The sequence below is a fragment of the Niabella insulisoli genome (assembly GCF_039652435.2).
Taxonomy (GTDB): domain Bacteria; phylum Bacteroidota; class Bacteroidia; order Chitinophagales; family Chitinophagaceae; genus Niabella; species Niabella insulamsoli.
Genome location: NZ_CP190246.1, coordinates 36,841 through 63,248, shown reverse-complemented (window position 1 = coordinate 63,248; position 26,408 = coordinate 36,841). Strand labels below are relative to the sequence as shown.

Genomic DNA, 26,408 nt, shown 5'->3' with positions numbered 1-26,408 from the left:
AACGGTGCACCCCAAGCTGCCGATGCGCGACAAATTGATAACGCGCAACTTTATGTTGAGCAATTGGGGTTTAAACAATTGGGAGGAGATTATGACGACTACCTGATGCTTGCAAAAGACGAAATTGAATTGCATTTTTTCCTTTTCGAAGCGCTGGACCCCCGTGAGAATTATGGTCAGATTTATATTCGTGTCAGCGCGATAGATCAATTTTACCAATCGCTGCTGGAACGAAATGTTGCGATACATCCCAATGCGCCCCTAAGCATCAAACCGTGGGGGCAAAAAGAATTTGCCCTACTCGATCCCGACCATAACCTGCTCACCTTCGGCGCTTCAGCTACATAAAACCCTTACGCTCCGTTATGCCGGCTTAACAAAAAATTATTCCCCGCCTATACCAGCGGTGAAAAAGCATCGTTGTAAAAAAATTATAAAAAAATTTGCGAAACCAATTGGTTGCTCATATATTTGCAACTGAAAGGTTGCGTATTTAAAATTTCGAGCTGATGAGACGAGATATTTTTCAGGCAGTTGCCGACCCCACACGAAGGGCTATCATTGCGTTGATCGCCGTGCAAGCCATGACTCCAAACGCGCTTGCGACGCATTTCGCATCTACGCGGCAGGCCGTTTCCAAGCATCTGCGCATTTTAACAGAATGTGATCTCGTAAAAACGGAGCAGCAGGGCCGTGAAATCTATTATACACTTCAGATTGAAAAAATGAAAGCAATCGACGAATGGCTCGCACAGTTTCGAAAAATCTGGGAAGGCCGCTTTGAACAGTTAGATCATTTATTATCCACCATAAAAAACAAAAAATCATGAGCACACCCCTCTTATTTGATTTCTCTGTAGACAAAGAAAACAAGACCATTCATGTAAAACGCGAGTTTGCCGGCGACCTAAGTCTGGTTTGGAAAGCCTGGACCGACGCGGAACTTTTAGACCAGTGGTGGGCGCCTAAACCCTGGAAAGCTGAAACCAAATCGATGAATTTTACCGAAGGCGGGCGTTGGCTTTATGCTATGGTGAGCCCCGAAGGCGAAAAACACTGGAGCGTTGCCGATTACGAAAAAATTGAGCCGCAAAAAAGTTTTGCCGCCGCAGACGGCTTTTCTGACGAAAACGGCAACCTGCTCCCCAATATGCCTCGATCCAAATGGAACAACCGCTTCAGCGCTAATGCCGCCAATACGACCGTGGATATTTCCATAAAGTTTGACCAACTGGAAGACCTTGAAAAAATTATCGAAATGGGCTTTAAAGAAGGCTTTACGATGGGCATGGAGAACCTGGATGCGCTTTTACTGACATTGAAATAATTCAAAATTGCCGGAGGCCCCGGCATTTTTTTTACTTTTCCAGATTTGAAGGAGTTAACAGGGCGCCGATAGATTATCATTTTAAATGAAATGCGTTTTTAAACCGTTGGTGCAACATACATATTCCGGGAAACAATCGACGATTTCCTATTTTTACAGCGTCAAATCTTAATCGCTGCATGAAAATCAGGATCTTTATAACCGGAGGCACATTCGACAAAGAGTACAACATGCTCAATGGCCAGCTTTATTTTAAGGATACCCATCTGCCGGAACTGCTGGAAAAAGGGCGCAACCTTGTTCCGGTAGAAATTCGTACGCTAATGATGGTCGACAGCCTGGAAATGACAGAGGAAGACAGAGCGCTCATCGCTTATCAATGCGAACAATGTGAGGAGGAGCGAATTGTGATCACGCACGGCACCGACACGATGGACCAGACTGCGCGGGTATTGGCCCAAACGGTCAAAAATAAAACGGTAGTAATTACAGGCGCCATGATTCCCATTAAATTCGGCAGCTCCGACGGGTTGTTTAACCTCGGAAGCGCATTAGCTTTCGCCCAAACGCTGCCGCATGGTATTTATGTGGCAATGAACGGCCGCTGCTTTAACTGGGATAATGTCCGGAAAAACAGACAAACCGGCGTTTTTGAAGAACTGAAATAAGTTTCCTTTTTCGCTTTTGTTTTGCACCTTTGCGTTCCATAAACCGCTCGCATGAAAAATTCAGGCAACGCTGCCATCGGCTTTATATTCATTACACTTTTAATTGATGTGATGGGTTGGGGGTTGATCATCCCCGTGATGCCCGATCTTATTTCGCAGCTGAAAGGCATTCCTATTAATGAAGCAAGCGCCTACGGCTCCTGGCTGTTGTCGGCTTTTGCCATTACCCAATTTGCATTTGCGCCGATGATCGGTAATTTAAGCGACCGGTTTGGCAGGAGGCCCGTGCTTTTGTTTTCGCTGCTGGGCTTTGGGATAGATTATATTATACTCGCCATTTCGCCTACTTACGGCTGGCTTTTTATCGGCCGCGTTATCGCCGGCATCACCGGTGCCAGTTTTACAACCGCTTCGGCCTATATTGCTGACGTCAGCACGCCCGAAACCCGGGCAAAAAATTTTGGACTGATCGGCGCCGCATTTGGGTTAGGCTTTGTTATTGGGCCAGCGCTTGGCGGACTGCTCGCAGGATGGGGCGTTCGAGCGCCTTTTTATGCCGCTGCCGTGTTATGTTTACTCAACTGTTGTTACGGATATTTTATGCTTCCTGAATCTTTGAAAAAAGAAAACCGCCGCCCTTTTAGCTGGAAAAGAGCCAACCCTTTCGGAGCGCTGATGTTCTTAAAGAAATATCCTGCCATATCAGGCCTGGCTGTTTGTTTCTTTCTTATTTACCTGGCCGCGCAGGCTGTGCAGGGCAACTGGAACTTTTTTACGATGTACCGTTTTAGCTGGACAGAAAAAATGGTGGGCATTTCGCTGGCCGTAGTCGGTCTGTTGGTGGGCTCCGTGCAGGCCGGGCTTACCCGGGTGGTGAATCCCAGGCTCGGCAATGAAAAAAGCATTTTCATGGGCCTGGCTTTATACACCGTCGGTCTTGTATTATTTGCCTTCGCAACCGAAACCTGGATGATGTTTGTCTTTTTGATCCCCTATTGTTTGGGCGGCATTTGCAGCCCTTCCCTTCAGGCTATCCTCGCCGGGCATGTTCCGGCAAACGAGCAAGGCGAACTTCAGGGGGCGCTGACCAGCCTGATGAGCATTACTACTATCATCGGGCCGCTGATCATGAATTATCTTTTTTACTACTTTACCTCCGACCGGGCGCCGGTTCATTTTCCGGGCGTCGCCTTTTTGCTCGCCGCTGTTTTCATGTTAATCAGTATGATATTAGCCTGGAAAGTATTGCAAAAGGAGAAAAAAACAGATCCGGTTTTGGCGGCGGTCATCGAGGGACAAACTTCAGATGGCCAAGTGCCGCTCCATTAGCCGCACTGGTCATTATCCGGTCGCTTCCTTTAGCGCAGCCACCGTTTTTTTCTCGCTTCCCACAAATATTTTATCGCCGATAATCACCACCGGGCGCTTCAAAAAAGTGTCGTGTTCCAGAATGTACTTTTTATAGTCATTCTCCGTCAGTTGCTTTTCCTTCAGCCCCAGCTCTTTGTATTTCAGGGCTCTGCGGCTGAAAAGCGCTTCGTAACTTCCCGCCAGTTTTTTCATTTCCTCCAATTGTTTCGCGGTGATACTGTTCGTTCTGATATCCTGCAAAACAAAGCCCGACTGTTCGTTTATATTGGCTTCTTTCATAATATCCGCGCAGGTGCTACAGGTGGCTAAATAATATATTTTTTTCATTCGCTTTTAAGGTTTTATGGTCAAATGGAATGTAACAGGTATACAATTTTCATCGCTCAAAGATAAAAGAACGGTTTCGCCTGAGACGTTTTTTAACGCGAAAACGCCTTAGTTTCGATGCATTCGAAAACGAACCCCAGCCAATTGGCGCAGGCAAAATCGCCCAACCTTTCCTCAAAAGATTTGTTATCTTTGCATACTAATTTTCACGACTATGATTAAGACAGGAAATCCCGTTATCAGTATATACACAGAAATGACCCCAAACCCGGAAACAATGAAGTTTGTGGCGAACAAACTTTTATACCCGGGAAAAAGCATCGATTTTCCTGATGCCGATAGTGCGAAGCCCTCTCCATTAGCTACTGAGCTTTTTGGTTTCCCCTTTATTAAGGCGGTTTTTATTGCGAGCAATTTTGTGACGCTTACCAAAACAGCCGATGCAGAATGGATGGATGTGACGCCTTCTATCCGCCAGTTTTTGAAAGATTATTTAGAAGAAGGCAAGCCCGTAATCAACGAAGATGAAATTGTTGAAATAAAAAAGGAGAGCAGCAATGAGGTTTTAGCCGATGACGACGATGTGGTTAAACGTATTAAAGAACTGTTGGAAAACTATGTAAAACCAGCGGTTGAAATGGACGGTGGCGCCATTCAATTTAAAAGCTACGACGATGGCGTGGTGAATTTGATGATGCAGGGAAGCTGTAGCGGTTGCCCTTCATCCATGATCACCCTGAAAGCCGGCATTGAAGGCATGATGAAACGCATGATCCCTGAAGTAAAAGAAGTGGTAGCAGAAGCTGAATAGTTTTTTAGTTTTTCTATAAATTAAAGCCGCGCGATTTGCATTGCGCGGCTTTTGTTTGAATTGCTATTTTTGAACAAACTTCTTTGAGTGGCGCTATCAATTTTCGACCTGTTTTTCGCAGGGCTTACCACCACCAGCTGGCCCGAATATGTAGCCGTTTTTTCGGGCATTGCCAGCGTTTGGTATAGCAAAAAAGAAAACATCCTCGTTTATCCTACCGGCCTGCTCAATACGGTCATTTATATCTGGCTTAGCTTTAAATATCATCTTTTAGGCGAGGCTACGGTAAACCTATATTACAGCGCTATGAATATTTATGGCTGGTATCTTTGGTCCCGAAAAAACCACCAGGATCAAAAGGTTTTGTCCATCCGTTTTTCGAGCCGGAAAGAGTGGATGCAACAGCTCCTATTTTTTGGTGGGATGTATATTAGCATCTTTTTTGCGCTGAGCTATGCCAGGCAGGCTTTTGCAGCCGGCGCCATTCCCTGGGCCGATGCGTTGGCGTCTGCAAGCGCTTTTACGGGTATGTGGCTGATGGCCAGAAAAAAAGTAGAAAGCTGGTACTGGTGGATCATTACAAATATTTGTGGCATGCCATTATATTTTGTAAAAGGATTAGTGTTCACCACCGTTTATTATTTTGTTTTATTAATCCTCGCCGTCGGAGGCCTTATCGAGTGGAGGCGAAAAGCAGTTTTGAGTAAAGTTTAAACATGGTTAAGAAAATCGTTATTATAGGCCCCGAAAGCACCGGTAAAAGTACGCTTTGTGAGCAATTGGCGCAACGCTATCAAACCATTTGGTGCCCCGAATATGCACGGGAATACCTTCTGAAAAACGGCACAGGTTATTCCTTTGAAGACCTGGCTAACATCGCAAAAGGCCAGTTGAATCTGGAAGATGATTTTGTTGAACGCACGTCGCTTCGGGCAAAAGACGATACAAACGCTTCATTGCTTTTCCTAGACACTGATATGTATGTAATGAAAGTCTGGTGTGAGTTTGTTTTCGGAAAATGCCATCGTTTCATCCTCGACGAAATTGCGCAAAGACGCTACGACCTGTACCTGCTGGCCAACACCGACCTTCCCTGGACTAAAGATGAATTGCGCGAGTACCCCGATCTTGCGACAAGGGAAACCTTGTTTCAAATGTATAAAGACCTGCTTATTCATCAATCCACACCATGGGTAGAAATTAAAGGCAACAACGAACAACGTTTACAAATGGCGGTGGCCGCCGTCGAAAATTTTCTAAAATGAATATCCGTATAACCGCTGCTTCCGGCATTTATATGCTTCGCGCCGAACAGGAACTTCATTGTGATATCGAAACCGCGTGGCAGTACTTTTCAACGCCGCGCAACCTTCAAACGCTTACTCCCGACAATCTCGGCTTCGAAATTACCTCGGGCGATGAAGGCGAAATCTACGCCGGCAAAATCATTACCTACGACCTTAGTATTTTGCCATTAATAAAAACCAAATGGGTGACTGAAATCACTCAGGTAGCGGACAAACGCTATTTTATTGATGAGCAACGCAAAGGGCCTTATGCTTTATGGCACCACGAGCACCATTTCAGCGCAACTGAAAGTGGTGTGTTGATGAAGGATTATGTTAGTTATAAATTGCCGCTTGGCGGGCCGGGCAGGTGGGTAGCCGGCAAACTTATTGCCAACCGTTTGAAAGAGATATTTTCTTTTCGCTACAAAGAGCTGGAAAGGATTTTCGCTTAAGTGATATTAGATTTCAAAAGATTTTCGAGTTCAGCAAGCGGCCTGGCTCCAGATTGCCGCCAAAGCATTTTCCCGTTTTTAAAAAGCATCAGCGTGGGCACGCTTTGCACCTGATACGCATTTGCAGCCTGCGGGCTTTTATCAATATCAATTTTAATGATCGAAGCTTTATCGCCAACGCGCTGTTTCAATTGTTCCAGCACGGGCGCCATCATTTTGCAGGGGCCACACCACTCGGCAAAAAAATCTACCAAAACGGGTTTATCCTGATTAATTATTTCCTGAAAAGTCATTTGCCTGGCTTGCTGGGTTTAAACAATGAAAATAGAAGTCCGCCCATCAGGGCGCCGTATAACGAACTATTGGCTGGCCGCGAAGTAATGGCGCAGGTACCCGAATCGCAGCCTACAAACTTCCAGTACAAAAAACCCGCCAAAGCGCCCACCACAATTCCCGTTAGCGCCAAAGCATTTTCCTTTATAAATATCATATCGGCATTTATTTATCGTTAATAATAGCTTGTATATCCCGGTCGGGCCGTAAAAAATTCATCTGCTGCATGATTTTTTTACTTCGCGCCGACACATACGGAGAAGGCGGCTTCACGGTATAATTTTTAGGATTGGGCAGCGCTGCCGCAATCGCCGCAGCTTCGCGCTGCGAAAGCCTTTCGGCAGGTTTATTAAAGTATTTTTGCGCCGCAGCCTCGATGCCAAAAACCCCCTTCCCGGTTTCTGCGACATTGAGGTACACTTCCAGAATGCGCTTTTTACCCCATATTTTTTCGATCATAAAAGTAAAATAGGTTTCCAGCCCTTTCCTGATCCAACTTCTGCCCTGCCACAAAAAAACGTTCTTGGCGGTTTGCTGGCTGATCGTGCTGCCGCCCCTGATGCGCCCCGGTTTGCGTTGGTTATAATCAAGGGCTTTTTGAATGCTTTTCCAATCAAAGCCGTTGTGATCCGGGAACAATTGGTCTTCAGAAGCAATCACCGCCAGTTTGGCGTTGGGCGACATTTGTTGCAGCCCGACATAGGTTTTTTCCATGCCGTAGCCTTCCACAATACTCATAATTTGGGTAATGGTAATGGGCGGATGTATCCATTTTAACGCAATCAAATAAACAAGTTGCGCCACAAACAGCAATAATATAGTCCGTTTAATAAATCGCCATATACTTCTAAAAATCCTCATTTTGATGCAATATATACAAAAGTTGAAACGAAGACCCGCTGTAAAAGTTGGTTATTTTTAGTTATTCATCCATTACCCGGCCTTGTAAAATAATAGCCCGACAACCAGAGCAATTGAAAATCCGATCAGGATGATGCCGTTGATACGGTTGATCAGCTGAATATTGTGAGGCGTCAGCCGGTTGCGGATTTTACCGGCCAGCATTACTTTGGCAATGTCGGCAGATAAGACCACCAAAAGGCAGGTGGTGAATATCAGAATGCGCTCTTCAATAGTATGGTTGATAAAAGAGGTGGAAGCCGTTAACCAAAAAAGAAATACGGAGGGGTTTAAAGTATTCATCAGGTAACCGGAAAGAAACATTGTTGCGTAATCTCTTTTCCGAAAAGTGATTTGAACCGCTTTCCCCTGATCATTTGTCTTTACTTTTTTGAAAAAAAGAAAATATACGCCGATGATCATCAGAAACAGGCTTCCGGTGATGCCGATCGCCTGTTTGTATTCGCTTATCAATTCAAATAAAGAAGAAAAAACATTGCTCACAAAGGCGATCGTTATATCGCTGGCAGAAACGCCTGCTACAAAAGCAAACCCTCCCTTATGACCAACATTGATACTATGCTTTATGATGGAAAATAATACAGGTCCTACAGCTATACTCAACAACAATCCTAAGGTTAATCCTTTAATTAAACCTTCAATCATAGTAGGTACAAGATTAGTGAAGTTTTTTTAAGGAATGAAGTTAAATTTTGCCAGTAGCCAAAAACTTATCCCAGTTTTCAAGCATATTACCCTTCATGACGCGTGGAAATTTATTCTGGCTGCCAAGCTTGCCGCGCAGTTCCATAAATTTCAGGAATTTTTCTTCGGGCAGGATTTCAATAAAAATATCTTTCAGGGCGCTGGTGCGCTCGGTCGCATAATCATCGTTGGTTTCTTTCAGCTTATTATCAATAAAGGCAAGGAGTTCGTCGGCTTTCACATCATCGTCGGTAGCGATATACCATTTATGCGCAAAGTAGTTTTCGTAAGGAAAGCCGGTTACGGTATATTCCGGAATGCTGATATTGAAATGATTATTCGCCGCTTCTACGGCGCAGTTCATATTGTCCACGCTTAAATGTTCGCCCACCAGGCTTAAAAAATGTTTGGTTCGCCCGGTAATGAGCACTTCGCATTTTTCTACATTTAAAAACCGGATCGTGTCGCCGATGAGATATCGCCAGGAGCCAGCGTTGGTGTTGAGCAAAATGGCGTAGTCTTTTCCATATTCCACTTCATCAACCAGGAGCGCCTGCGCATCGGGTTTGATATTGCCGTCGGCGTCAAAATTGTTATCGTCGAAAGGAACAAACTCAAAAAAGATATTATTATTGGTGATAAGCTGCATGCCCAGCGCATGCTCCTTCATTTTATACCCGATGAACCCTTCGCTCGAAAGATAGTTTTCTACATATACAATCGGCTTTCCCAATAACTTTTCGAAGGATTTCTTGTAGGGCTGAAAAGAAACGCCGCCATGAACAAAGACGCCGAAATTGGGCCAGATCTCATGTATGTGTTTCACTTTATAACGCTCGATCACCATTTCCATACACATCTGGCACCAGGCCGGAACTCCTACAATATAGCCGATATCCCATTCGCGGGCATGCTCCACAATCTCATTTAGTTTTTCGTTCCAGTCCTTAAGCGCCGCGATCCTGCCGCCGGGCTTATAAAAAGTTTGAAACCAAAATGGCCGCTTTTTCGCGAGAATGCCGCTGAGGTCGCCGGCGTACCAACCAAATTCGCTGCGTTGCAAATCGGTGGTCCCGCCAATCATCAGAAAACTTTTACGCAGCGCCTTCTTATTCGCCTCCTGGTAATAGAAAACGCTGATCAGCTGCTTCACATAGTTGATGGTATTGCTTCTGAGCAAATCTTTGGTAACAGGGATATATTTGCTAGCCGCTTCTGAAGTGCCGGAGCTAAGGGCAAAGTATTCGATTTTTCCGGGCCAGGTAACATCAGGAAGGCCGTCCAAAGTACGCTTCCACCACTCGTTATAAATTTTATTATAATCAAAAATAGGAACCGCCTGCTGAAAATCCTTTTCAATATGCTTGCTAAGCAACACTTTATCAAAATGGAATTTTTGGCCAAATTCGGTAAATCTTGCCTTTTTCAACAACTTTTTCAATACTTTTCGCTGCTGAGCTTTGGCATCAGACTTTGGAAGACCAAGTGCCTTCGCAATCGCTTTGGGTATTTTAAGATCAATAATTGACGCCATAAACTCCTACCTTGGGGTGCAGCAAAGTTGCAAGATACGATTTTGTAAAAAAAGGGTTTTTCCCGTTTCACAAACCGCCTCAACGCGGGCGCTTTTCTGCCCCCCAACACGGCACCGTCGACAGCCATATTTTTGATCGCAAAAAGTATTTTAAAAAGAGAAGCGCAGTTAATTTCAAGCCGCGGAGCTTATTAAAAGAAATAAACCAACAGTGCCACCAGGAAAGCGAAGGCACAGAGAAAGAAGGTTCCGTAAACAACTAGTTTCGTATCCCTTCGCGCAGACCGCTCTTCCTTCTGCCTTCTCTTCAATTCGGCGATAGTGAATTTAAGCTGATCAGGTATTTTTTCATTTGTAAGAAAACTTATCATTTTTGGGTATTTTACAATGAAACTAATACCTCAAAGAAAACCCCATTTTGTGGTAAAGACAACAGGTATTTTTCCCGTATTTTCAAGTGTTTGCGACATTCAGTTTTAAAGCGGCTGGCAAAAAACGCTTTATTATCTTTGCTCCTATGCTAAAATCCGTTTTACACGACGCCATAATGGCTGGCGGCGAACAGGTATCGAAATATTTTAATCAGACTTTCGAAATCAAATATAAAGAGGGCCGCAACAATCTGGTGACAGCGGCCGATCATGCTTCAGAAAAAGCCATTCTAGAAGTGATACAAAAAGCTTATCCGGACCATTATATCCTCACGGAAGAAACGGGCGCTTTGCCGCAGGATTCTGCTTATAAATGGATTATTGATCCTATTGACGGCACGATCAATTTTGCGCATGGCATTCCGCTCAATTGCATTTCGATTGGTGTCGAATTTGAAGGAGAAATGATTTTAGGGATGATTTATAACCCTCACATGAACGAATTGTTTTTTGCAGAAAAGGGTGCTGGCGCTACTTTCAACGGGCAGCCGCTGAAGGTCAGTTCGGAAACCGACGTAATGAAAAGTTGCCTGGTAACCGGATTCCCTTACACCTATATTCAACAGAACAACGGGCCGCTCGAGGTTTTTGAACGATTCATAAAAGAAGGTGTTCCTGTGCGCAGGCTGGGGGCAGCGGCCATCGACCTTTGCTGGGTAGCTGCCGGCCGCCTCGATGGTTTTTATGAACACAAGCTGCAGCCTTGGGATAGCGCAGCAGGATTCCTGATTGTTGAAGAAGCAGGAGGGAAAGTAACCGACTTTGAAGGCAACCGGTATCATCCTTATGAGCCGCGCATTGTGGCCACAAACGGATTGATTCATGAGCAATTATTGAACATGATCAATGACGTTCAGGATTAAACCTTCCCAATTTTTTTACCGATTAAAACCCGCCGGGCAATACCATGAGCGAACGCACAGAAATATCCGATCTTGGAGAATTTGGTTTGATTACACATCTCACCAAAAATATTGAATTACAGAACGCCTCCTCGCTGTTGGGCGTAGGAGACGACGCAGCCGTCATCGATCATTTTGGAAAACAAACCGTTGTGACGACGGACCTGCTGTTGGAGGGCATTCATTTTGACCTGATGTACACGCCGCTGAAACACTTGGGCTACAAAAGCATTGTGGTCAACCTCAGTGATGTGTATGCGATGAACGCGATACCCACGCAGGTTACCGTGAGCCTGGGTATCAGTAACCGGGTAAGCCTGGAAGCCCTGAACGAATTTTATGAAGGCGTGTATGCGGCCTGCCGCCACTACGGCGTGGATCTTATCGGCGGCGACACCACCAGTTCTCAAAAAGGCTTTGTTATTTCTGTGACGGCGATCGGCGAAGTAGCGCCCGATCAATTCGTGAAGCGAAGCACGGCGCAAAAAGGAGACCTCATTTGCGTGTCGGGCGACCTGGGGGCAGCCTATATCGGATTGCTGTTTTTAGAACGGGAAAAAAAGATTTTTATTGAAAGCCCCGGCGTGCAGCCCGACCTGGAACAGGAAACTTATGTAATCGGAAGATTGCTAAAACCCGAAGCCCGGAAAGACATCATCGAATTTTTCTCGGAAGCTGAAATACTACCAACGTCTATGATGGATATCAGTGATGGACTGAGCTCCGAACTGTTGCATATTTGTCAGCAAAGCAATATGGGCTGCGTTGTTTATGAAGACAAAATTCCGGTGGCGGAAGAAAGCCGGATGGCGGCCTTTAAGTTTGAAATTGACCCGACGGCCTGCGCGTTGAGCGGCGGCGAAGATTATGAATTGCTGTTCACGGTGGCGCAGGCAGATTATGAGAAAGTGTCTGCCAACGCAGCTATCAGCATTATTGGTTATATAACAGAAGCTTCTGAGGGAAGTACGATCATTACCAAAGGCGGCAGCAAACACAATATTACGGCCCAGGGTTGGAACCCCTTAAAATAAAATGATTGCAGCGGCTGCACAATATCAACCGGAACAGCCTGATGCACCTGCCATCCGCCGCGGAGGCTTGATGCTTCGTTTTTTTTATTTGCTATCGCTATTTGCGTTGCTGGTTCAGGTGCTGGCATCGTGTGCAACGGCAAGGCCGTCTTTTAATCCCTCCCGGAAATTTGGTGTAACAGAACTGTCTCAGGACTTTGATCTATTTCAAAACATTTTGGAAGCGCGCCATCCGTCTTTATATTGGTATACTTCCAAATCGGTGATCGACAGCGCATTTCGCACCACAAGGCTGCAGCTTACCGACAGCCTGACGGAATATGGTTTTAGAAAAATGCTGCAGCCCGTAACTGCGTTGATCAATTGCGGCCACACTTCGGTGAAAATCTCCAAATCCTATCAGGCCTATCTCGATCAGTTGCCGACGCAGCAGGTAGCGGCTCCCTTTCAGGTAAAAATCTGGAACGACACCGCTGTTTTTGTAGCGTCTAATAAAAGGAAAACCGCTATTAGTCGCGGCGATATGATTACAACCATCAATCAAAAAAGCATACCCTACCTGCTGGATACCATGCGCCGATATATTCCTGCGGACGGTGGCAATATCGTGGCTAAAAACCAACTTCTGAGTTTTGGTTTCAATTTCGCCAACTTTCACCGTTCCCTTTTTGGCTGGCAACAACAATATGCATTAACTACCGTAGACTCATCCGGAAAAAAACACAACAACATTTTTTCAATGGTATATGCGCAACGCCAGCGCGAGCAAAAAAACAGGCCTTCAAAAAAGTCAATGCGGGAAAAAATATCCAAAAAAGAACGCCTGCGCCAACAGCGTCACCTGGAAATTAAAGACGGTTATGCAGTGATGACCCTGAATAGTTTTTCCGAAAAGCTTCATCTCAGGCGCTTCCTCAGGCAATCTTTTAAAACTTTGCAACAGCAACAGGTCCCGGCTTTGGTCATCGACTTGAGGCTAAATGGCGGCGGCCGCCTCAGCAACTTCATTTTCCTTGCCCGGCATTTGATCGATCATCCCTATAAAATATGCGATTCGCTCTATACACTTTCCCGGAAATCGCCTTACGACCGTTACATGAAAAATCATTTTCTGACCCGGCTGCAGCTTCGTTTATCAACAGTAAAAATAGACGGAAAATATCATTATCGCTACTTTGAAAAGCATATCTACCCACCCAAAAAAAGACATCATTTCGATGGCGATATTTACTTGTTAAGCAGCGGGTTTACTGCTTCAGCGAGCACGTTAACCTTGAGCGCTTTAAAAGGCCAGCCGAATGTAACAATCGTGGGCGAACCCTCGGGTGGTGCGGCTTATGGCGCCACGGCCTGGATTATTCCGGATATCACTTTGCCAAATACCAGGCTGCGCCTGCGGTTGCCTTTATTTCGAATGGTTATTGATAAAGATCTGCCCAAAAACGGACAGGGCGTACTGCCCGATGTTTTTGCCGGACCGTCTGTTGAGGCAATTCGGAAAGGAGAAGATTTTAAAATGAATAAGGTTTTAGAATTAATTAGCCTACGCGGCCGTTAACCGTTGCGCCGTTAGGAATAAATCTGGAAATGGTCAGCATCCTTCCAAAACGGAAATTTACGACGCACATCGTTGAGATGATTTTTATCGAGGCTGATAGTGAAAACATCTTCCTCGTTTTTTTTATGATATAGTATCTCACCTAAGGGATCGATCACCATACTATCTCCACTATGTTCGATGCCATGCCCGTCTTTACCAACTCGGTTCACGCCCACCACATAGCATTGATTTTCTATGGCGCGCGCCTGCAACAAGGTTTTCCAGGCCTGGCTGCGCCGCTCGGGCCAATTGGCTACGTAAATCAAAACATCGTAAAGGCCGCTCCAGCCATCGCTTTCTTTCTTCACAGCTTGCCGGGCCCAAACCGGAAACCGGAGATCGTAGCAGATCTGCAAATTGATTTTCCACTCTTTTACGGAAGCAATCAGCCTCTTTTCCCCGGCGCTAAAATGGTCGTCTTCATTGGCGTAAGCAAACAAATGCCTTTTATTATAAACACCATACTGGCCGTTGGGCAACATCCAGATCAGGCGGTTATAAAAGCGCTCATGGCCCGCCGCGTCTTTTTCCTTAATTATTAAACTCCCGGTGAGTACAATGCGCTGTTCGGCCGACACCCGTTTCATCCATTCAACAGCGCTTCCGTCCATTGTTTCGGCTAATGAATGAACATTCATTGAAAAACCTGTCGAAAACATTTCGGGTAAGATGACGATTTCTGTTTTTTGTGAAAGGGCTTTTATCTTTTCCTCGAACTGCTGCAGGTTTCGGGCCTTATCTTCCCAAAAAAGGCCAGATTGAACCAACGTAAGGGTGAGCGTATCTTTCATTTTTCGAAGGCATTAAATAGTTGATGGACAAGCGGCGGTTCGTATCCCTTTTGTATTAAATATGCCGAAACATTTTTCATTTTGGCGAAGCGATTGCTAACGCCCTTCTGGCCCTCCCATTTTTTTTGAAAAAGCTTTTCCAAAGTTGCGGCATAATCATCCTCATCAATCTCTTTTAACCCCGACCTGATGCAATAGGCGCTGACGCCTTTTTGCTTTAACGCCTGTGTGATTTTATTCCTTCCCCATTGCTTTGTTCTGAAATGGCCGCCGGCAAAGGCTTTTGCAAAACGCTCTTCGTTGAGATAATTTTCTTCAATCAGCGATGCAAGGATTTCATCGTGATCTTTTTTCCAAACATTCAGGTCATACAGCTTTTGCACAACATCCTGGTGACAGCGTTCGGAGTAAGCACAATAATGTCGCAATTTCTGAAGCGCCTGCTCCTTCGTGGGTGAACTTTTAAAATTTCCAGCCATTTATTTCAATGTTCAAACTTCTTCCAATCTCGCTGTGCAGCCAAACTGGTCTTTCAGATAATCATCGTAGTGATCGGCCTGCTCGAATAAATTCTTAAACTCCGCCACGCCGCTTTCCTTGGTCATATCCAAATCATAAATAAGACGGCTCAGCACGATATTGTTTTTCACACAACTCAACACCAGTCCGTGGCGTTTGTTATTTTCTTTCAGCAGGTACTGGTAAAGCGGCTTTATTTGTTGCGGGTCGAGCGGCATTTGGCAGAGGTAGGCATCGCCTGCTACAAAGTAATTTTCGGGGTTGTAGCTGATCTTCACCTTGGCCGAACCGGCTTTTACACTCCAAAGGTTCGCGCCGTCGCGCGCCAGCCTTACATCTTTACCCAGCTCGCGCAGGATATCTTCGATCAATTTGGCCACGCCCATCAACTCCACCTCCTTCTCTGGGATTTGAGGCAGTTTTACTTCCGACCCGCAGCCGGGACAATACTTATTATTATCGATTGTTTCTTCCGTAACCAGGTTATCGCAGTTGGAACATCGGGTAGCCACGCGCCCCAAATGAGGCAGATACAAGTTTAAAGCCTCCTGTAAAGTACTTGCGGGGAGCGCAAAGCCCAGGTTGTCGCCTCCTTTAATGATAAAGGAATTAACGCCGATCACGTCGCCCGCATAGTTTACAAGCGGCCCGCCACTGTTTCCGGGGTTGATGGCGGCATCGATCTGAATATATTTTTCTCCATCCCTAATGCGGTCGACCTTTGAAATAACACCTTGCGTGGCAGAATAATTCAGCCCGTAAGGATGCCCGATGGCGATCACATTGTCTCCGTCTTTCATCGCTTCGTAATCACCGAGTTTTACCTCTGGCAAATCCACCTCCGCCGGAGGCGCAATAAAGGCCAGATCGTGCTGCGCATCGGTATACCAAACACGCGACAACGTTTTTTCGAAGGTTTTGCCGGCAATCGTTACTTCTGCATTGTTAGCCACCACATGATTGTTGGTAACAATCAGTCCATTGCTTTTCAGATAAAAGCCCGTGCCCGTGCCGCTTTGCGTGGCAATTTGAATAACGGCATTTTGATAAAGATTAATTATATCTTGTGAATTCATTATTTGTTGATTAATCGCCCTTTACTGTTATTGATGATCCATGTTTAATAGTTCAACCTGCATCGTGAAGCTATTATTAAATTTTAAAAGGCTACTGAAGTTTAACTGGTTGGCATTAAAGTTCATTTGCGGGTATTTCTGCCGCCACTGAGATTGCACCTGCCTGATGCGGCTCACGATAATGTCTTGTTCAAATTTGTTCGCAACAGGCAGATAGAGCGGCTGCGTATATCCCAGCGCTTTGAAATATTCGGGATAATTGACCTGCATGAAAATTTCTACAAGCTGGCTGATCGGCTTCGGAAGGCTGTATGAATATTGTGCATAAGTGAGGCCGTATTCCATTATTTTATTAGCAAAATATTCCTGGCTGTTGTCGCGATACCATTGCATATTATTATTCGCTTCATGAATGCCGTCGGCTAATATTTTATGTGGCTGAGGCGTCACAATAGAAAAAGTGTAGCGCGACCTGAAAAGGTTTTCGAAGAAAAAGGTTTTGGGCTGATCACGCAGTTTTTTAAAGGCGTCAATCATATCACGATTTTTCTCGATCATCTGGCGCTCATCTTTCTGAAAATAAATACCGGCGATTTTTTCCAATTCATAAAGCAGCTGGCCTTCGGGCGCTATCAGGTAGTCGATGCGGTAAACCAGCGCCAGCAGCAAATAACAGATTCCCCCGGAAAACTTATCTGCATCCACCGAATCTATTTTTTCCAGTGTTTCGGTAATCCAGCCCTGCACAGCGTCATATTTTACCTGTTTTTCAGCCTCGGGGATTTCGGTGATATGCTCCTCGTCCATTCGCTCGAGAAAAGAAAAGTCCTGCACCAGCAGATCGTCCTGCTTATCGCTTTTAATCGCCAATTCCTTTAGGCCATAATAAAGCTTGCTGGGATTTGCTGTTTCAATATTGGTATCAAACCTCATGCAAAGGTCATTGTCATGGATGGCATAGCGGCTGTAATACAGCCCGAAGTTCATTTCTAGCAGGCGGCGCATTACCGGAACTGAAGGTTGCGGCATTTTGGCGAGCCTTACTTCGGCCGACAACATGCCATCTTCGAGGCGGCCCCTGACTACTTTTGAACCCTGGAAGATTTCAAAATCGAAATGCTCGCCGGTTCGGGAAAAACGAACATTTTTTTGATCGTCATCTTTGAGATATTCGAAAAAAGAATGGACGCATTCTGCGTACTTTTTATCTTTAAAGAAGTTGTCCGCTTCCGTCCACCGGTTGCCCTTTGCTACGGATTTGTTATTATCGGAATATCGGCCAAAGGGAATGCCCAGGTTTTCAGTGGCGGGATTGTCTTTGCCTTTTAAAAGATTGATTAGCTTGTTTAACATGTGAAACTGCTTTTTTAGTAGTTTGGCGAAAGATACAAAGGTTTTACAATCCTTCATATCCTAAATTTTTATCATGCACAAAAATATTGTTCGTGCCCTGCGGCCCGTAAACCGCGCTCCATTATTATAAATAAATTATATTGCGCCCAATCTTTTTTATAGTAGCTTCGCTGCACCCCATAAACAGGAGGTTGAACAATAAAATTTTACACGGATGAAATTTATAGCATCATCAAACGCGTTGCTTAAACAACTGCAAAATCTTTCCGGCGTTATCAATGCCAATACTGTATTGCCGATTTTGGAAGACTTTTTATTTGAAATTGAAGCCAATAAGCTAACGATCGTCGCCACGGACCTGGAAACAGTGATGAGAACGGAAATGGAGATTGAGGCGAAAGACAACGGCCGCGTTTGTATCCCGGGCAAAATTTTGATTGATTCTTTAAAAAATATCCCCGACCAACCGCTCACTTTTAATATTGACAAGAATTTTGGCGTAGAAATTACCAGCGACAGCGGGAAGTATAAAGTGATGGGCGAAAACCCTGATAATTTTCCGAAAGAGCCGGCAGCCGACGACACGACCTCTTTCACTATGACCTCCTCTGCTTTGGTAACAGCTATAAATAAAACCTTATTTGCTACCAGTACAGATGATTTGCGCCCGGCCATGACAGGGGTTTTCTTTGAGCTCGGCACAGGAGGCATCCAGTTTGTAGCTACCGACGCGCACCGCCTGGTACGTTACAAGCGCAAAGACGCGGAAGCCGCCGGCGGTGATAATTTTATCGTTCCCCGCAAGCCGCTGAATTTATTGAAATCGGCTTTGCCTGATAACGACGACGAAATAACTTTGAATTACAATAGCAACCACTTCTTTGTGACACACGGCACTACCCGGTTGAGCTGTCGTTTGATCGACGCCCGTTTCCCCGATTATAAGGTGGTTATTCCTGCCGAAAACCCTTATCGCCTGACAGTAAACCGTCAGGAGTTTTTGGGGGCGCTTCGCCGCGTAAGCGTTTTTAGTAATAAAAGCACCTACCAGGTGGCGCTTGATATCAGCGGGAGCGAGCTTCAGCTGGCAGCCCAGGATGTTGATTTCAGTTTTGAAGGAAACGAGCGCATGAAATGCCAGTATAACGGAGAAGATCTTCAAATTGCTTTTAACGCCAAATTTTTGATCGAAATGCTTAACGGCACACAAAGTGAAGAAGTGTACCTAGAGCTAAGCACACCGACAAAAGCCGGCCTGATCAAACCTGTGGACCAGGATGAAAGCGAGGAGCTTTTGATGCTCGTAATGCCTTTGATGTTGAACCAATAGATATCATTGCTGCATGGCCTGATGGCGTTTGGCATCGAAATTGCCCTGCTTACCTGAACTAAATTTAGGCATCCTCGGCACTGCCGTTCTGAAATATGGCTTCACATTCTACATTTTTCCGATTAGCTTTAAACACATTTTGCAAAGCATTAGCGGTTCGAAATGGCCGGGTTTTAGGCATTTTACCCGCTTTTTTTATTTTATCCTGTAGCGCGCCTTCCAAAAATACGACAGCTACAGGGCAGGCTTCGCCGCGCCAGGAAGCCAAAGTTGTATTTCCCCAACAACAGGTGTCCACGCCGGCCGGCATCAATTATATCTACGATTACGAAGATGTATTCTCGGCAAAAGAGGAGCAGCGGCTCGATTCGCTGGTGCGCAATTTTGAAAAAAGCAACCTCATCGCCATTAAGGTAGCTGCTGTCACCGACCCGGCAATCACCGCCGAAAACTTTGATCAGGCCAACCAGGCCATGCTCGAAGAATGGGCGGCCGTTCATGGCAAAAGTGATAAGTGTATGGCAATCAGCATTAGTAAAAAACTGCGCCGCATCCGTATAGATTATGGCCCTTTTGTCGCCCGCCTGTTAAGCGACGATGCAACGGCACAAATAATTGAAACGGAGTTTAAGCCCGGCTTCAAGGCAGAAGCGTATTACGACGGAACACGCAATGGCCTTACCGCCTTGATGAACACCATCAGACAGAATATAAAGTTTTAGCATTTTTTTCAAAGGCTGGCGTCCTGTAACAGGCGCCGATTCTGCTGGTAGTTAAAAATAGCCGCTTTCATTTTATCTCTGTTTTCGATTAACTTTAACTATGACTTTTGTTGTCGCCGCTGTTTTCGATAATTATATTGAAGCCCATCTTGCCTGTGGGAGGTTGGAAAGTGAATACATTAATTGCTGGCTGAAAGACGAAAATATTGTTACGATCTATCCTGTACTGACCAATTCGGTAGGCGGCGGCATCAAGCTGATGGTGGCAGCAACGCAAATTGAAAGAGCGCGTGCCCTATTGGGCGAAGCTCAAAACGAATAAAATGCCTGCATCATGGAAAAAATCGTCGCCTATTTTTCCACGCTCGAACAGCGGCCTTTAGAGCGCATGGCGCTCCTGGTCGGCGGCCTGCTTATTTTTTGGATTATTGAAGGCGCCATTCCACTTGTACAACTTCGCTACCGTGTTAATAAGTTCCGACATGCCCTGGTTAATTTTGGTTTCACCATCATTCATCTTATTATCCACACCGCGCTTGCCGTGCTCATTGTGTTGTTGAGCGACTGGTGTCGCGAGCAGTCCTGGGGGCTTGTCTACTGGTTCCGGTCAGATGTTTGGGGCGCGATTATTATTGGCATGCTGGCATTGGATTTTAGCAGCTGGCTGGTGCATTGGGTAATGCATAAAAATGCGTACCTCTGGCGATATCACCTAATCCATCACAGCGATAATAAAGTGGACGTCACCACGGGGCTGCGGCATCACCCGGGCGACAGCCTGCTTCGCGGCATCTTTTTTATACTATTAATTTTTGTAAGCGGCGCTCCGATGTACAGCGTCATGATCTATCAAACACTTGTAGTGATTACTACCGCATTTACGCACGCCAACATTTCACTGCCACCAGTCCTGGACAAGGGCTTGAGCTATGTTTTTGTGTCGCCCAATATGCACAAAGTGCACCATCATTGGAAACAGCCCTACACGGACAGCAATTATGGCGCAGTCTTTTCGATCTGGGACCGCATGTTCCAAACTTTTACGACGCTGCATCCTTCCAAAATAAAATATGGGCTTGATAAATATTATCCCAACGAAAAAGACGAAGATTTTATCGATTTATTAAAAGACCCTTTCAGAAAAAAAACGAAAACACCTGATGCTTAGTTTCGGTACACCCGCTCTTTTTCATACAATTGGCGGTATTAAAATATTTCGGCTTTTTGATTTTTGATACATTTGAGGCATGGTTAAAGTTGTAGCAATGATCCCGGCGCGATACGCAGCCACACGTTTTCACGCGAAGCTCATGAAAATGCTGGGCGACAAGCCCGTTATTGCCCAGACGTATGAAGCGGCGGCCACCTGCGGCTTATTTACCGATGTGTATGTTGTTACAGACAGCGATATTATTTATGAGGAAATTACCAGTCGGGGAGGAAAAGCAATCATGAGCATCGCCACGCACGAAAGCGGTACCGACAGGATTGCGGAAGCTGCCAAAAATCTTGATGTAGATATTATCGTCAATGTTCAGGGAGATGAGCCTTTTATTCAAAAAGAGCCTTTGCAAAAACTGGTAGCGTTGTTTGATGATCCGCTGGTAAGCGTGGGCTCGCTGATGCGAAAAATGGAAACGGCCGAAGCGGAAAATCCCAATATGGTGAAAGTGGTCGTTAACAAAAACAATAAAGCGCTTTATTTCAGTCGCAGCGTGATTCCTTTTCAACGCGACGGAGATTTAATGGCCGATTACTTTTTGCATATTGGCGTGTATGCCTTCCGGAAAAAAGCGTTGCTGGATTTTACGACGCTGCCGCAGGCGCCTATTGAAAAAATTGAAAAGCTGGAGCAGCTGCGGTTTTTGTACCACGGCGTGGATATTTATATGGCGGATACCGATTACAAAAATATAGCGATTGACACGCCCGAAGACCTGGCGCGGGCCAGGCATTTGTTCAACCCTTCCTGATGGCCAAAGGCGGCGACCGAGACAAACCCGCCTGTCGTCTAAATAAAAATTTTTTATCTTCCTGCTATGAAAGTTCGCCCCAAAAAGTACTTGCGCTACCTTTTCCTTTCAAATCTTTTTGATCTGTTCGGCACCGAAAGAACCAAGCAAATCCTTTCGGTGAACCCTACAGTGGTTCCCGCGCGGGCTGAAACGCGGGAGATCGTCGTAAGCGCTTATATATATAACAAAAACGAAGTCAGGGAGCTAAAAAAAATTACGATTGATGAAGCTTTGGCGCTGGAAGGCAACGGTCATATTGTTTGGATTAATATCGACGGATTCAGTAAAACAGACGTAGAAAAAACGGGCGCGCGATTTGGCATTCACCCGCTTTTGATCGAAGATATTCTCAGCATCAACCAGCGCCCCAAGATGGACGAAATTGACGAAGTGTTGTTCAGCGTCATGAACATGCTGTATTATAACACGGCAAAAAAATCGGTTGACCAGGAGCAAATCAGCCTGATTCTTGGAAAAAATACGGTGGTTACCTTTCAGGAAGACGCCGCCAGAGACGTTTTCAATCCGCTTCGCGAAAGGTTGAAATTGCCTACCAGTAAAACCCGCGCCAAGGAGGCAGATTATTTGTATTACACACTTATCGATACAATCGTCGACCATTATTTTATCGTGATGGATAAGTTGGGCGATCAGATTGAAGACCTCGAAGAAGAGATCGTTAAAAGCACCAGTAAAAGAACGCTGGCTCACATCAATGTACTCAGAAAAGAGCTTATCGTTCTTAAAAGAAGTATCTATCCCGTGCGAGAGGTGATCGGTAACATTATCAAAAGCGAGAGCGACCTGCTAAGCGAATATAACGAACGCTATTATAAAGATGTGTATGACCATATTGTTCAGGCGGTGGACCTGGTCGACAACCTGCGCGATGTGGTCATGGGCCTTCAGGATTTATACCTGAGCAATGTCAATCTAAAAATGAACGAGGTGATGAAAGTGATGGCCATCGTGACCTGCCTGCTGGCGCCCGCTACCGTGATTGGCGGCATCTTTGGGATGAACTTCGATGTTATTCCGCTAACAGGGCATCATTGGGGCTTTTGGATCGCCGTGGGTGCCATGCTTTTGATTCCTTTATGGATGTTGATTTTATTTAAGCGCCGCGACTGGTTTTAAATTAATCGCCTCCGCGCCACAACCTTTTATCGTTTTTTATAAACCGGAACAGTGCTGCAGGGCTCGCCATACATCAGGCTTTTTACAACAGGCAGTAACACACGTGTTATTTCTGCATAGGCAGATTCGCCAATTTCCACATCGCCACAGCCTTTTATCACCACCCGCTTGTCAGCATATTGCGCGGCGGGCAGCGCTTTGATATTATCTGACAACATCCTGCTTCTCATAGCTTGCTCATCGCCCGTGGCTACAAAGGCTGCAACGGGCTGCAAATAGGTCGTAATAAGCATATACGCCCATAGCGGCACAATGGCATCGGCGGTGCAGGTAATGCCCACTATTTTGCCTTCATATTGCTGCCAGTCGTGTTGTTTTAACGCTTCGCGGAAATCTTTCTCTTTCAATATCATTTCCATAAAAAGATAATCCTTTATATCAAAAACGACAATGGGCTCCTTCGGATAAAAATCTTCGAGGTTGAGCGTGATGATCCCGCTTTCAGCGACCTTATTTCTGATGACTGGTTCCATATCCTAAAACTAACATTCCTGGCTGCTAACTTGTTCGCCGGCAACAAAAAATCCCGGGCAATGCCGGGATTTAATAATTTTTTTAGCGCGATTAATAAAACTTGCTGCGATTGTCTTTGATGTCCGCGGCTTCGCGCAACGCCTGTAAAGACTGGAACTGCGCCTGCTGGCGCGCTTGCATCGAACGCATCTTTCTCATTTCTTCCACATTGGCTGCCTGCACCGGCGTGTTGGATAAATTGTCAACACGAACCACATAGACACCTTGTGTTCCCGGAATAGCCTCATTAATTACTTTGTTTACATTGGCTTTATTGAACGCTGCGCCAATGACCTTCGGCTCAAAGCCAAGGCTCATGGAAGGTTGTCCGGCGAAGCGCAGGCTATCGGCTGTTTCAATCTGCTTGCCCAATGTTTTCGCAGCCGCTTCGAGCGTGGTTATTGATCCGATTTTTTTTGTAATCACCTCTGCCTTTTTCTGGTTTACCAACAATGGTTCTACCATCGACCTGGCTTTTGCGGGGCTCATCGTTCCTTCTTTATTTACTTCCGTAACCAGCGCTACGACATAGTAGTCGCCAACGCGCTCGGGCTGCACCACATCTCCTAAATCAGCGGTGTAAATGCTTTTTACAAAACTGCGCGACGCGCCCACGCCCTGAATCATGGCGCCGGAAGCAGGAATATCCTGAGCTACCGATTTATAAATGCCTTTTTCTTTTTGAAGTTTTTCGGCGGCTGCGTTGAAAGATTTCTGGTCTGTGGCGGCTCCGGCAAACTGGGTAGCGGCGCTGTTGGCGGCCATATCGGTTTCGGGGCTGGCCTCGATTGGTTTGCTCAAATAGGCAATTTTATATCCGGTAGCGCTGCCTTTTTGTGAAAGGATTTCCACATAGTGGTAACCATAATCAGTTTTAATCACACCCTTGGTACCAACCGGATTGGTGAAGGTGAAGTCGTTGAATTCAGGAACGTTCTGACCGGATGGAATATCTTCGATCTTGCCTCCGTTTTGAACACTGCCCTGATCGTCTGAAAACCTCATGGCTAAAGAATCAAAATTACTTCCGTTTCTGATGGCAAGCGCGATGCTATCTGCCAGTTTTTTGGCCGAAGCGGTGTCGCGGATCTGAACTCTTTGGCCTGTTTGCGGATCCTGCTGAAATAGGCCGATCAAAATATGCCGCACACTTACCGTATCCGGAATAGTCCTGGCTGCTACGATCTTCGCCATCGCATAACGATCGCCATCGATATAAGGACCGTAAACGTTGCCCACACCAGCTCTGAAGATGGAATCCTTCATCGGCACCTGAATCCGGTTGCCACTGATAAAACCATCATAATAGTCGGTGGCGCCCTGCGTCATCAAATACGTCTTCATATTATCGGTGCTGTCAAATGCGGCCTTCAACGCTAAAAGGTTTTCTTTAGAACGCACGCTGTCAGCGGCGGTAGGCTGCGCATTAAATGCGACATAGGAGATACTGCGGCTTTCTGTTTGTTTAAAATCATTCTCATGCGCATCAATATAAGATTGAATGTCGGCATCGGTAACCTTAACTGCAGAATCGGAAATGCTGGAATAAGGCTCTCTTACAAAAGAAACCTTAGAGATCAGGCTGCTTTGCGCGTTCTCTTTCTCCACCATCCATTTGGGAAAATTGATGCTATTCGTTAATAAGGCATCATATTTTTGAGCGAGGTGCTGAAAAAGCATTTGATCCAGAAAGGCGTTGATTTGAGCTTTTTGCTCGGCAGTTCCTTTCGTTTTGATATTATTGATTTGTTGCTGCGCCACCGCTGGGTTGTAGATGCCGGTTTGCGGATCGGTGAAAGCCTGCCTCAAATCCTGTGGCGGATTTTCTCCAAACAATAAATCGTTCAATTCTTTCTTACCAATTTCGATGCCAACTTTGTGCGCTTCCTGGGTTAAAAGAATTCTGGCTATTTCAGTATTCCAGGCGCTTTCATTAGCCTGTTGTGCCAGCATTTCTCCGCTGGCGCCCATGCCGCGCTGCTGCATCATTTGTGACTGCTGATCCACCATGGCGCGAAACTGATCGTATTCTATCGTCTCACCATTTATCTTTCCTACGGTTGTTGTATCTCCTCTAAAAAGGCTGCCACCGTTCTCAAAAGCAAGCATGATAACAAACACCACCAAGGCTAAAGCAATTATAATGGCCATTACTTTGCCATATTTGTCCTGGATTTTCTGAATAACCGACATAATATTATATACGTTAAATAAAAGGACGGCAAAAATAGGGTATTTGAAAATATTAACAAATTGTGGAAATTTTATCCTATATTTTAGCCAGAATTCTAAAATAAACCGGAATACACATGAGTTTAACGATGGACGGCGCCTGGAAAATCATCTCAGATAAGGTGGAGCACTGGGTGGAGCTGGTTATTTCGATTTTTCCCAATTTACTATTGGCCTGCGTTATTCTTTGCGTAGGCCTGATCGCGGCCAAATACTTCAAAAGGCTCTTTAGCAAGCTACTTTCAAGGTATATCGCACAAAAAAATCTGGCGAATTTAATTGTATCGATTTTCCATCTTACAATTATTGGAGTTGTCATTTTTTCTGCATTAAGTGTGCTAAAGTTAGACGGCACCGTTACCACGCTTTTGGCGGGCGCGGGCGTGCTTACGCTGGCGTTGGCATTTGCTTTTCAGGATATCGCTGCCAACTTTGTATCGGGCGTTTTTATCACTATTCAGCGCCCTTTCCGGGCGGGCGACACCATTCAAAGCAAAGATCATTATGGCGTAGTACAAATAGTTCACCTGCGGCATACCATTATCGAGAATTTTCACGGCCAGCTGGTCACTATTCCCAATAAAGAACTTTTTCAAAATGCGATTACAAACTTTACCACGCTGGGAACCCGAAGGCTCGATTTAAAAGTCGGGGTTTCTTATGGCGATGACCTTGAAAAAGTAGAGCGCGTCACTTTAGAGGCTGTAAAAAACATCTCAGTGTTGTCCACCGATAAGCCACCCAAGCTCTTTTTTGATGTATTTGGCGATTCTTCGATTGAATGTTCGGTATTGATCTGGCTTCAATCTGGCGCGCAGTCGGTGTTGTGGCAGGGCCGCAGCGAGGCGATTAAACTGATTAAAAAGGCTTACGACGAAAACGATATTACCATTCCGTTCCCGATTCGTACATTGGATTTTGGCATTAAAGGCGGAGAAAAATTGTCGGAAGTATGGGAAAAGCCCCGACCTTGATA

The 26,408-nt window shown here is 45.4% G+C and carries 32 protein-coding genes; 19 read left to right on the top strand and 13 right to left on the bottom strand.

Annotation, left to right across the window (positions count from 1 at the left end):
• The first annotated feature begins 63 nt into the window (after positions 1–63).
• The 5 genes from ABDK00_RS00310 (at position 64) to ABDK00_RS00290 (ending at position 3,324) form a co-directional block, all read left to right on the top strand.
• Positions 64–348, top strand: a complete 285-nt coding sequence (locus ABDK00_RS00310) for a VOC family protein (protein WP_346237507.1) — start codon at positions 64–66, stop codon at positions 346–348.
• 161 nt (positions 349–509) lie between these two features.
• Positions 510–830 (top strand): metalloregulator ArsR/SmtB family transcription factor, encoded by a 321-nt coding sequence (locus ABDK00_RS00305; protein WP_346237506.1) that lies wholly within the window; start codon positions 510–512, stop codon positions 828–830.
• A complete protein-coding gene (locus tag ABDK00_RS00300) occupies positions 827–1,327 on the top strand; it encodes an SRPBCC domain-containing protein (RefSeq protein WP_346237505.1) in 501 nt (166 codons plus the stop codon). Before ABDK00_RS00305 ends, ABDK00_RS00300 begins: the two co-directional genes overlap by 4 nt.
• A 179-nt stretch (positions 1,328–1,506) precedes the next feature.
• A complete protein-coding gene (locus ABDK00_RS00295) occupies positions 1,507–1,995 on the top strand; it encodes an asparaginase domain-containing protein (RefSeq protein ID WP_346237504.1) in 489 nt (162 codons plus the stop codon).
• Positions 1,996–2,046: 51 nt separating this feature from the next.
• Positions 2,047–3,324, top strand: coding sequence for a TCR/Tet family MFS transporter (locus ABDK00_RS00290; protein WP_346237503.1), 1,278 nt, complete (start codon positions 2,047–2,049; stop codon positions 3,322–3,324).
• Positions 3,325–3,336: 12 nt separating this feature from the next.
• On the opposite strand, the gene ABDK00_RS00285 is transcribed toward ABDK00_RS00290, so the two are convergent.
• Positions 3,337–3,693 carry an arsenate reductase family protein gene (locus ABDK00_RS00285; RefSeq protein WP_346237502.1) on the bottom strand — a complete coding sequence of 119 codons (357 nt, stop codon included), beginning with the start codon at positions 3,691–3,693 and terminating at the stop codon, positions 3,337–3,339.
• A gap of 214 nt (positions 3,694–3,907) precedes the next feature.
• Here ABDK00_RS00285 and ABDK00_RS00280 point away from each other — a divergent pair, with 214 nt between their 5' ends.
• The 4 genes from ABDK00_RS00280 to ABDK00_RS00265 all read left to right on the top strand — a co-directional run bounded on the left by ABDK00_RS00280 (position 3,908) and on the right by ABDK00_RS00265 (position 6,245).
• On the top strand, positions 3,908–4,504 hold the full coding sequence (locus ABDK00_RS00280; RefSeq protein WP_346237501.1) for a NifU family protein: 597 nt from the start codon (positions 3,908–3,910) through the stop codon (positions 4,502–4,504).
• An 87-nt stretch (positions 4,505–4,591) separates the two neighbouring features.
• Complete coding sequence (gene pnuC, locus ABDK00_RS00275; RefSeq protein WP_346237500.1) at positions 4,592–5,218, top strand: nicotinamide riboside transporter PnuC; 627 nt, start codon at positions 4,592–4,594, stop codon at positions 5,216–5,218.
• Positions 5,219–5,220: 2 nt separating this feature from the next.
• A complete protein-coding gene (locus ABDK00_RS00270) occupies positions 5,221–5,769 on the top strand; it encodes an AAA family ATPase (protein ID WP_346237499.1) in 549 nt (182 codons plus the stop codon).
• Positions 5,766–6,245, top strand: coding sequence for an SRPBCC family protein (locus tag ABDK00_RS00265; protein WP_346237498.1), 480 nt, complete (start codon positions 5,766–5,768; stop codon positions 6,243–6,245). The genes ABDK00_RS00270 and ABDK00_RS00265 overlap by 4 nt, the downstream gene beginning before the upstream one ends.
• Here the strand turns inward: ABDK00_RS00265 and trxA are convergent.
• The 6 genes from trxA to ABDK00_RS00235 form a co-directional block, all read right to left on the bottom strand.
• The gene (trxA, locus tag ABDK00_RS00260) at positions 6,242–6,538 is read right to left on the bottom strand and encodes a thioredoxin (protein WP_346237497.1); all 297 of its coding nucleotides are present in this window, start codon (positions 6,536–6,538) and stop codon (positions 6,242–6,244) included. The genes ABDK00_RS00265 and trxA overlap by 4 nt on opposite strands.
• Positions 6,535–6,735, bottom strand: coding sequence for a DUF6132 family protein (locus tag ABDK00_RS00255; protein ID WP_346237496.1), 201 nt, complete (start codon positions 6,733–6,735; stop codon positions 6,535–6,537). The genes trxA and ABDK00_RS00255 overlap by 4 nt, the downstream gene beginning before the upstream one ends.
• Positions 6,736–6,743: 8 nt before the next feature.
• A complete protein-coding gene (mtgA, locus tag ABDK00_RS00250; protein ID WP_346237495.1) occupies positions 6,744–7,439 on the bottom strand; it encodes a monofunctional biosynthetic peptidoglycan transglycosylase in 696 nt (231 codons plus the stop codon).
• Positions 7,440–7,511: 72 nt separating this feature from the next.
• On the bottom strand, positions 7,512–8,144 hold the full coding sequence (locus tag ABDK00_RS00245) for a LysE family translocator (RefSeq protein WP_346237494.1): 633 nt from the start codon (positions 8,142–8,144) through the stop codon (positions 7,512–7,514).
• A gap of 40 nt (positions 8,145–8,184) precedes the next feature.
• Positions 8,185–9,717, bottom strand: coding sequence for a GH3 family domain-containing protein (locus tag ABDK00_RS00240; protein ID WP_346237493.1), 1,533 nt, complete (start codon positions 9,715–9,717; stop codon positions 8,185–8,187).
• 191 nt (positions 9,718–9,908) lie between these two features.
• A complete protein-coding gene (locus ABDK00_RS00235; protein ID WP_346237492.1) occupies positions 9,909–10,088 on the bottom strand; it encodes a hypothetical protein in 180 nt (59 codons plus the stop codon).
• 146 nt (positions 10,089–10,234) lie between these two features.
• Here ABDK00_RS00235 and ABDK00_RS00230 point away from each other — a divergent pair, with 146 nt between their 5' ends.
• From ABDK00_RS00230 to ABDK00_RS00220, 3 genes are read left to right on the top strand one after another with little or no spacing between them, the layout of a single operon-like run.
• The gene (locus ABDK00_RS00230) at positions 10,235–11,011 is read left to right on the top strand and encodes an inositol monophosphatase family protein (protein WP_346237491.1); all 777 of its coding nucleotides are present in this window, start codon (positions 10,235–10,237) and stop codon (positions 11,009–11,011) included.
• A 44-nt stretch (positions 11,012–11,055) separates the two neighbouring features.
• A complete protein-coding gene (thiL, locus tag ABDK00_RS00225) occupies positions 11,056–12,084 on the top strand; it encodes a thiamine-phosphate kinase (protein ID WP_346237490.1) in 1,029 nt (342 codons plus the stop codon).
• A 1-nt stretch (position 12,085) separates the two neighbouring features.
• A complete protein-coding gene (locus ABDK00_RS00220) occupies positions 12,086–13,642 on the top strand; it encodes a S41 family peptidase (protein WP_346237489.1) in 1,557 nt (518 codons plus the stop codon).
• Positions 13,643–13,653: 11 nt separating this feature from the next.
• On the opposite strand, the gene ABDK00_RS00215 is transcribed toward ABDK00_RS00220, so the two are convergent.
• Genes ABDK00_RS00215 through ABDK00_RS00200 form a run of 4 tightly spaced genes read right to left on the bottom strand, consistent with a single transcriptional unit; the run spans position 13,654 to position 17,480 of the window.
• Positions 13,654–14,475 carry a nitrilase family protein gene (locus tag ABDK00_RS00215; RefSeq protein ID WP_346237488.1) on the bottom strand — a complete coding sequence of 274 codons (822 nt, stop codon included), beginning with the start codon at positions 14,473–14,475 and terminating at the stop codon, positions 13,654–13,656.
• Positions 14,472–14,954, bottom strand: a complete 483-nt coding sequence (locus ABDK00_RS00210) for a regulatory protein RecX (RefSeq protein ID WP_346237487.1) — start codon at positions 14,952–14,954, stop codon at positions 14,472–14,474. The genes ABDK00_RS00215 and ABDK00_RS00210 overlap by 4 nt, the downstream gene beginning before the upstream one ends.
• A gap of 12 nt (positions 14,955–14,966) precedes the next feature.
• Complete coding sequence (locus tag ABDK00_RS00205; protein ID WP_346237486.1) at positions 14,967–16,070, bottom strand: trypsin-like peptidase domain-containing protein; 1,104 nt, start codon at positions 16,068–16,070, stop codon at positions 14,967–14,969.
• Positions 16,071–16,097: 27 nt separating this feature from the next.
• The gene (locus tag ABDK00_RS00200; RefSeq protein ID WP_346237485.1) at positions 16,098–17,480 is read right to left on the bottom strand and encodes a hypothetical protein; all 1,383 of its coding nucleotides are present in this window, start codon (positions 17,478–17,480) and stop codon (positions 16,098–16,100) included.
• A 157-nt stretch (positions 17,481–17,637) separates the two neighbouring features.
• On the opposite strand from ABDK00_RS00200, the gene dnaN reads away from it, so the two are divergent.
• The 6 genes from dnaN (at position 17,638) to corA (ending at position 22,627) form a co-directional block, all read left to right on the top strand.
• Entirely contained in the window at positions 17,638–18,753 is a 1,116-nt protein-coding gene (gene dnaN / locus ABDK00_RS00195) for a DNA polymerase III subunit beta (RefSeq protein WP_346237484.1), read from the top strand.
• Positions 18,754–18,848: 95 nt separating this feature from the next.
• Positions 18,849–19,475, top strand: a complete 627-nt coding sequence (locus tag ABDK00_RS00190) for a TPM domain-containing protein (protein ID WP_346237483.1) — start codon at positions 18,849–18,851, stop codon at positions 19,473–19,475.
• Positions 19,476–19,575: 100 nt separating this feature from the next.
• Positions 19,576–19,797, top strand: a complete 222-nt coding sequence (locus ABDK00_RS00185; RefSeq protein WP_346237482.1) for a putative signal transducing protein — start codon at positions 19,576–19,578, stop codon at positions 19,795–19,797.
• A 12-nt stretch (positions 19,798–19,809) separates the two neighbouring features.
• Positions 19,810–20,643, top strand: coding sequence for a sterol desaturase family protein (locus ABDK00_RS00180; protein ID WP_346237481.1), 834 nt, complete (start codon positions 19,810–19,812; stop codon positions 20,641–20,643).
• Positions 20,644–20,722: 79 nt separating this feature from the next.
• Complete coding sequence (kdsB, locus tag ABDK00_RS00175; protein ID WP_346237480.1) at positions 20,723–21,448, top strand: 3-deoxy-manno-octulosonate cytidylyltransferase; 726 nt, start codon at positions 20,723–20,725, stop codon at positions 21,446–21,448.
• Between the two features lie 66 nt (positions 21,449–21,514).
• Positions 21,515–22,627: a magnesium/cobalt transporter CorA gene (gene corA, locus ABDK00_RS00170; protein ID WP_346237479.1), complete on the top strand. Its 1,113-nt coding sequence runs from the start codon at positions 21,515–21,517 to the stop codon at positions 22,625–22,627.
• Positions 22,628–22,653: 26 nt separating this feature from the next.
• On the opposite strand, the gene ABDK00_RS00165 is transcribed toward corA, so the two are convergent.
• Positions 22,654–23,160, bottom strand: coding sequence for a DUF2480 family protein (locus ABDK00_RS00165; protein WP_346237478.1), 507 nt, complete (start codon positions 23,158–23,160; stop codon positions 22,654–22,656).
• Positions 23,161–23,251: 91 nt separating this feature from the next.
• Positions 23,252–25,393, bottom strand: a complete 2,142-nt coding sequence (locus ABDK00_RS00160) for a peptidylprolyl isomerase (protein WP_346237477.1) — start codon at positions 25,391–25,393, stop codon at positions 23,252–23,254.
• 116 nt (positions 25,394–25,509) lie between these two features.
• On the opposite strand from ABDK00_RS00160, the gene ABDK00_RS00155 reads away from it, so the two are divergent.
• Positions 25,510–26,406 carry a mechanosensitive ion channel gene (locus tag ABDK00_RS00155; protein ID WP_346237476.1) on the top strand — a complete coding sequence of 299 codons (897 nt, stop codon included), beginning with the start codon at positions 25,510–25,512 and terminating at the stop codon, positions 26,404–26,406.
• Positions 26,407–26,408: the final 2 nt, after the last annotated feature.

Excerpts from the sequence above, each read along its gene's own strand:
- ABDK00_RS00305 (WP_346237506.1), top strand. The coding sequence starts at position 510 with ATGAGACGAGATATTTTTCAGGCAGTTGCCGACCCCACACGAAGGGCT.
- ABDK00_RS00300 (WP_346237505.1), top strand. The coding sequence starts at position 827 with ATGAGCACACCCCTCTTATTTGATTTCTCTGTAGACAAAGAAAACAAG.
- ABDK00_RS00295 (WP_346237504.1), top strand. The coding sequence starts at position 1,507 with ATGAAAATCAGGATCTTTATAACCGGAGGCACATTCGACAAAGAGTAC.
- ABDK00_RS00290 (WP_346237503.1), top strand. The coding sequence starts at position 2,047 with ATGAAAAATTCAGGCAACGCTGCCATCGGCTTTATATTCATTACACTT.
- ABDK00_RS00285 (WP_346237502.1), bottom strand. The coding sequence starts at position 3,693 with ATGAAAAAAATATATTATTTAGCCACCTGTAGCACCTGCGCGGATATT.
- ABDK00_RS00280 (WP_346237501.1), top strand. The coding sequence starts at position 3,908 with ATGATTAAGACAGGAAATCCCGTTATCAGTATATACACAGAAATGACC.
- ABDK00_RS00270 (WP_346237499.1), top strand. The coding sequence starts at position 5,221 with ATGGTTAAGAAAATCGTTATTATAGGCCCCGAAAGCACCGGTAAAAGT.
- ABDK00_RS00265 (WP_346237498.1), top strand. The coding sequence starts at position 5,766 with ATGAATATCCGTATAACCGCTGCTTCCGGCATTTATATGCTTCGCGCC.
- trxA (WP_346237497.1), bottom strand. The coding sequence starts at position 6,538 with ATGACTTTTCAGGAAATAATTAATCAGGATAAACCCGTTTTGGTAGAT.
- ABDK00_RS00255 (WP_346237496.1), bottom strand. The coding sequence starts at position 6,735 with ATGATATTTATAAAGGAAAATGCTTTGGCGCTAACGGGAATTGTGGTG.
- mtgA (WP_346237495.1), bottom strand. The coding sequence starts at position 7,439 with ATGAGGATTTTTAGAAGTATATGGCGATTTATTAAACGGACTATATTA.
- ABDK00_RS00245 (WP_346237494.1), bottom strand. The coding sequence starts at position 8,144 with ATGATTGAAGGTTTAATTAAAGGATTAACCTTAGGATTGTTGTTGAGT.
- ABDK00_RS00240 (WP_346237493.1), bottom strand. The coding sequence starts at position 9,717 with ATGGCGTCAATTATTGATCTTAAAATACCCAAAGCGATTGCGAAGGCA.
- ABDK00_RS00235 (WP_346237492.1), bottom strand. The coding sequence starts at position 10,088 with ATGATAAGTTTTCTTACAAATGAAAAAATACCTGATCAGCTTAAATTC.
- ABDK00_RS00230 (WP_346237491.1), top strand. The coding sequence starts at position 10,235 with ATGCTAAAATCCGTTTTACACGACGCCATAATGGCTGGCGGCGAACAG.
- thiL (WP_346237490.1), top strand. The coding sequence starts at position 11,056 with ATGAGCGAACGCACAGAAATATCCGATCTTGGAGAATTTGGTTTGATT.
- ABDK00_RS00220 (WP_346237489.1), top strand. The coding sequence starts at position 12,086 with ATGATTGCAGCGGCTGCACAATATCAACCGGAACAGCCTGATGCACCT.
- ABDK00_RS00215 (WP_346237488.1), bottom strand. The coding sequence starts at position 14,475 with ATGAAAGATACGCTCACCCTTACGTTGGTTCAATCTGGCCTTTTTTGG.
- ABDK00_RS00210 (WP_346237487.1), bottom strand. The coding sequence starts at position 14,954 with ATGGCTGGAAATTTTAAAAGTTCACCCACGAAGGAGCAGGCGCTTCAG.
- ABDK00_RS00205 (WP_346237486.1), bottom strand. The coding sequence starts at position 16,070 with ATGAATTCACAAGATATAATTAATCTTTATCAAAATGCCGTTATTCAA.
- ABDK00_RS00200 (WP_346237485.1), bottom strand. The coding sequence starts at position 17,480 with ATGAAGGATTGTAAAACCTTTGTATCTTTCGCCAAACTACTAAAAAAG.
- dnaN (WP_346237484.1), top strand. The coding sequence starts at position 17,638 with ATGAAATTTATAGCATCATCAAACGCGTTGCTTAAACAACTGCAAAAT.
- ABDK00_RS00190 (WP_346237483.1), top strand. The coding sequence starts at position 18,849 with ATGGCTTCACATTCTACATTTTTCCGATTAGCTTTAAACACATTTTGC.
- ABDK00_RS00185 (WP_346237482.1), top strand. The coding sequence starts at position 19,576 with ATGACTTTTGTTGTCGCCGCTGTTTTCGATAATTATATTGAAGCCCAT.
- ABDK00_RS00180 (WP_346237481.1), top strand. The coding sequence starts at position 19,810 with ATGGAAAAAATCGTCGCCTATTTTTCCACGCTCGAACAGCGGCCTTTA.
- kdsB (WP_346237480.1), top strand. The coding sequence starts at position 20,723 with ATGGTTAAAGTTGTAGCAATGATCCCGGCGCGATACGCAGCCACACGT.
- corA (WP_346237479.1), top strand. The coding sequence starts at position 21,515 with ATGAAAGTTCGCCCCAAAAAGTACTTGCGCTACCTTTTCCTTTCAAAT.
- ABDK00_RS00165 (WP_346237478.1), bottom strand. The coding sequence starts at position 23,160 with ATGGAACCAGTCATCAGAAATAAGGTCGCTGAAAGCGGGATCATCACG.
- ABDK00_RS00160 (WP_346237477.1), bottom strand. The coding sequence starts at position 25,393 with ATGTCGGTTATTCAGAAAATCCAGGACAAATATGGCAAAGTAATGGCC.
- ABDK00_RS00155 (WP_346237476.1), top strand. The coding sequence starts at position 25,510 with ATGAGTTTAACGATGGACGGCGCCTGGAAAATCATCTCAGATAAGGTG.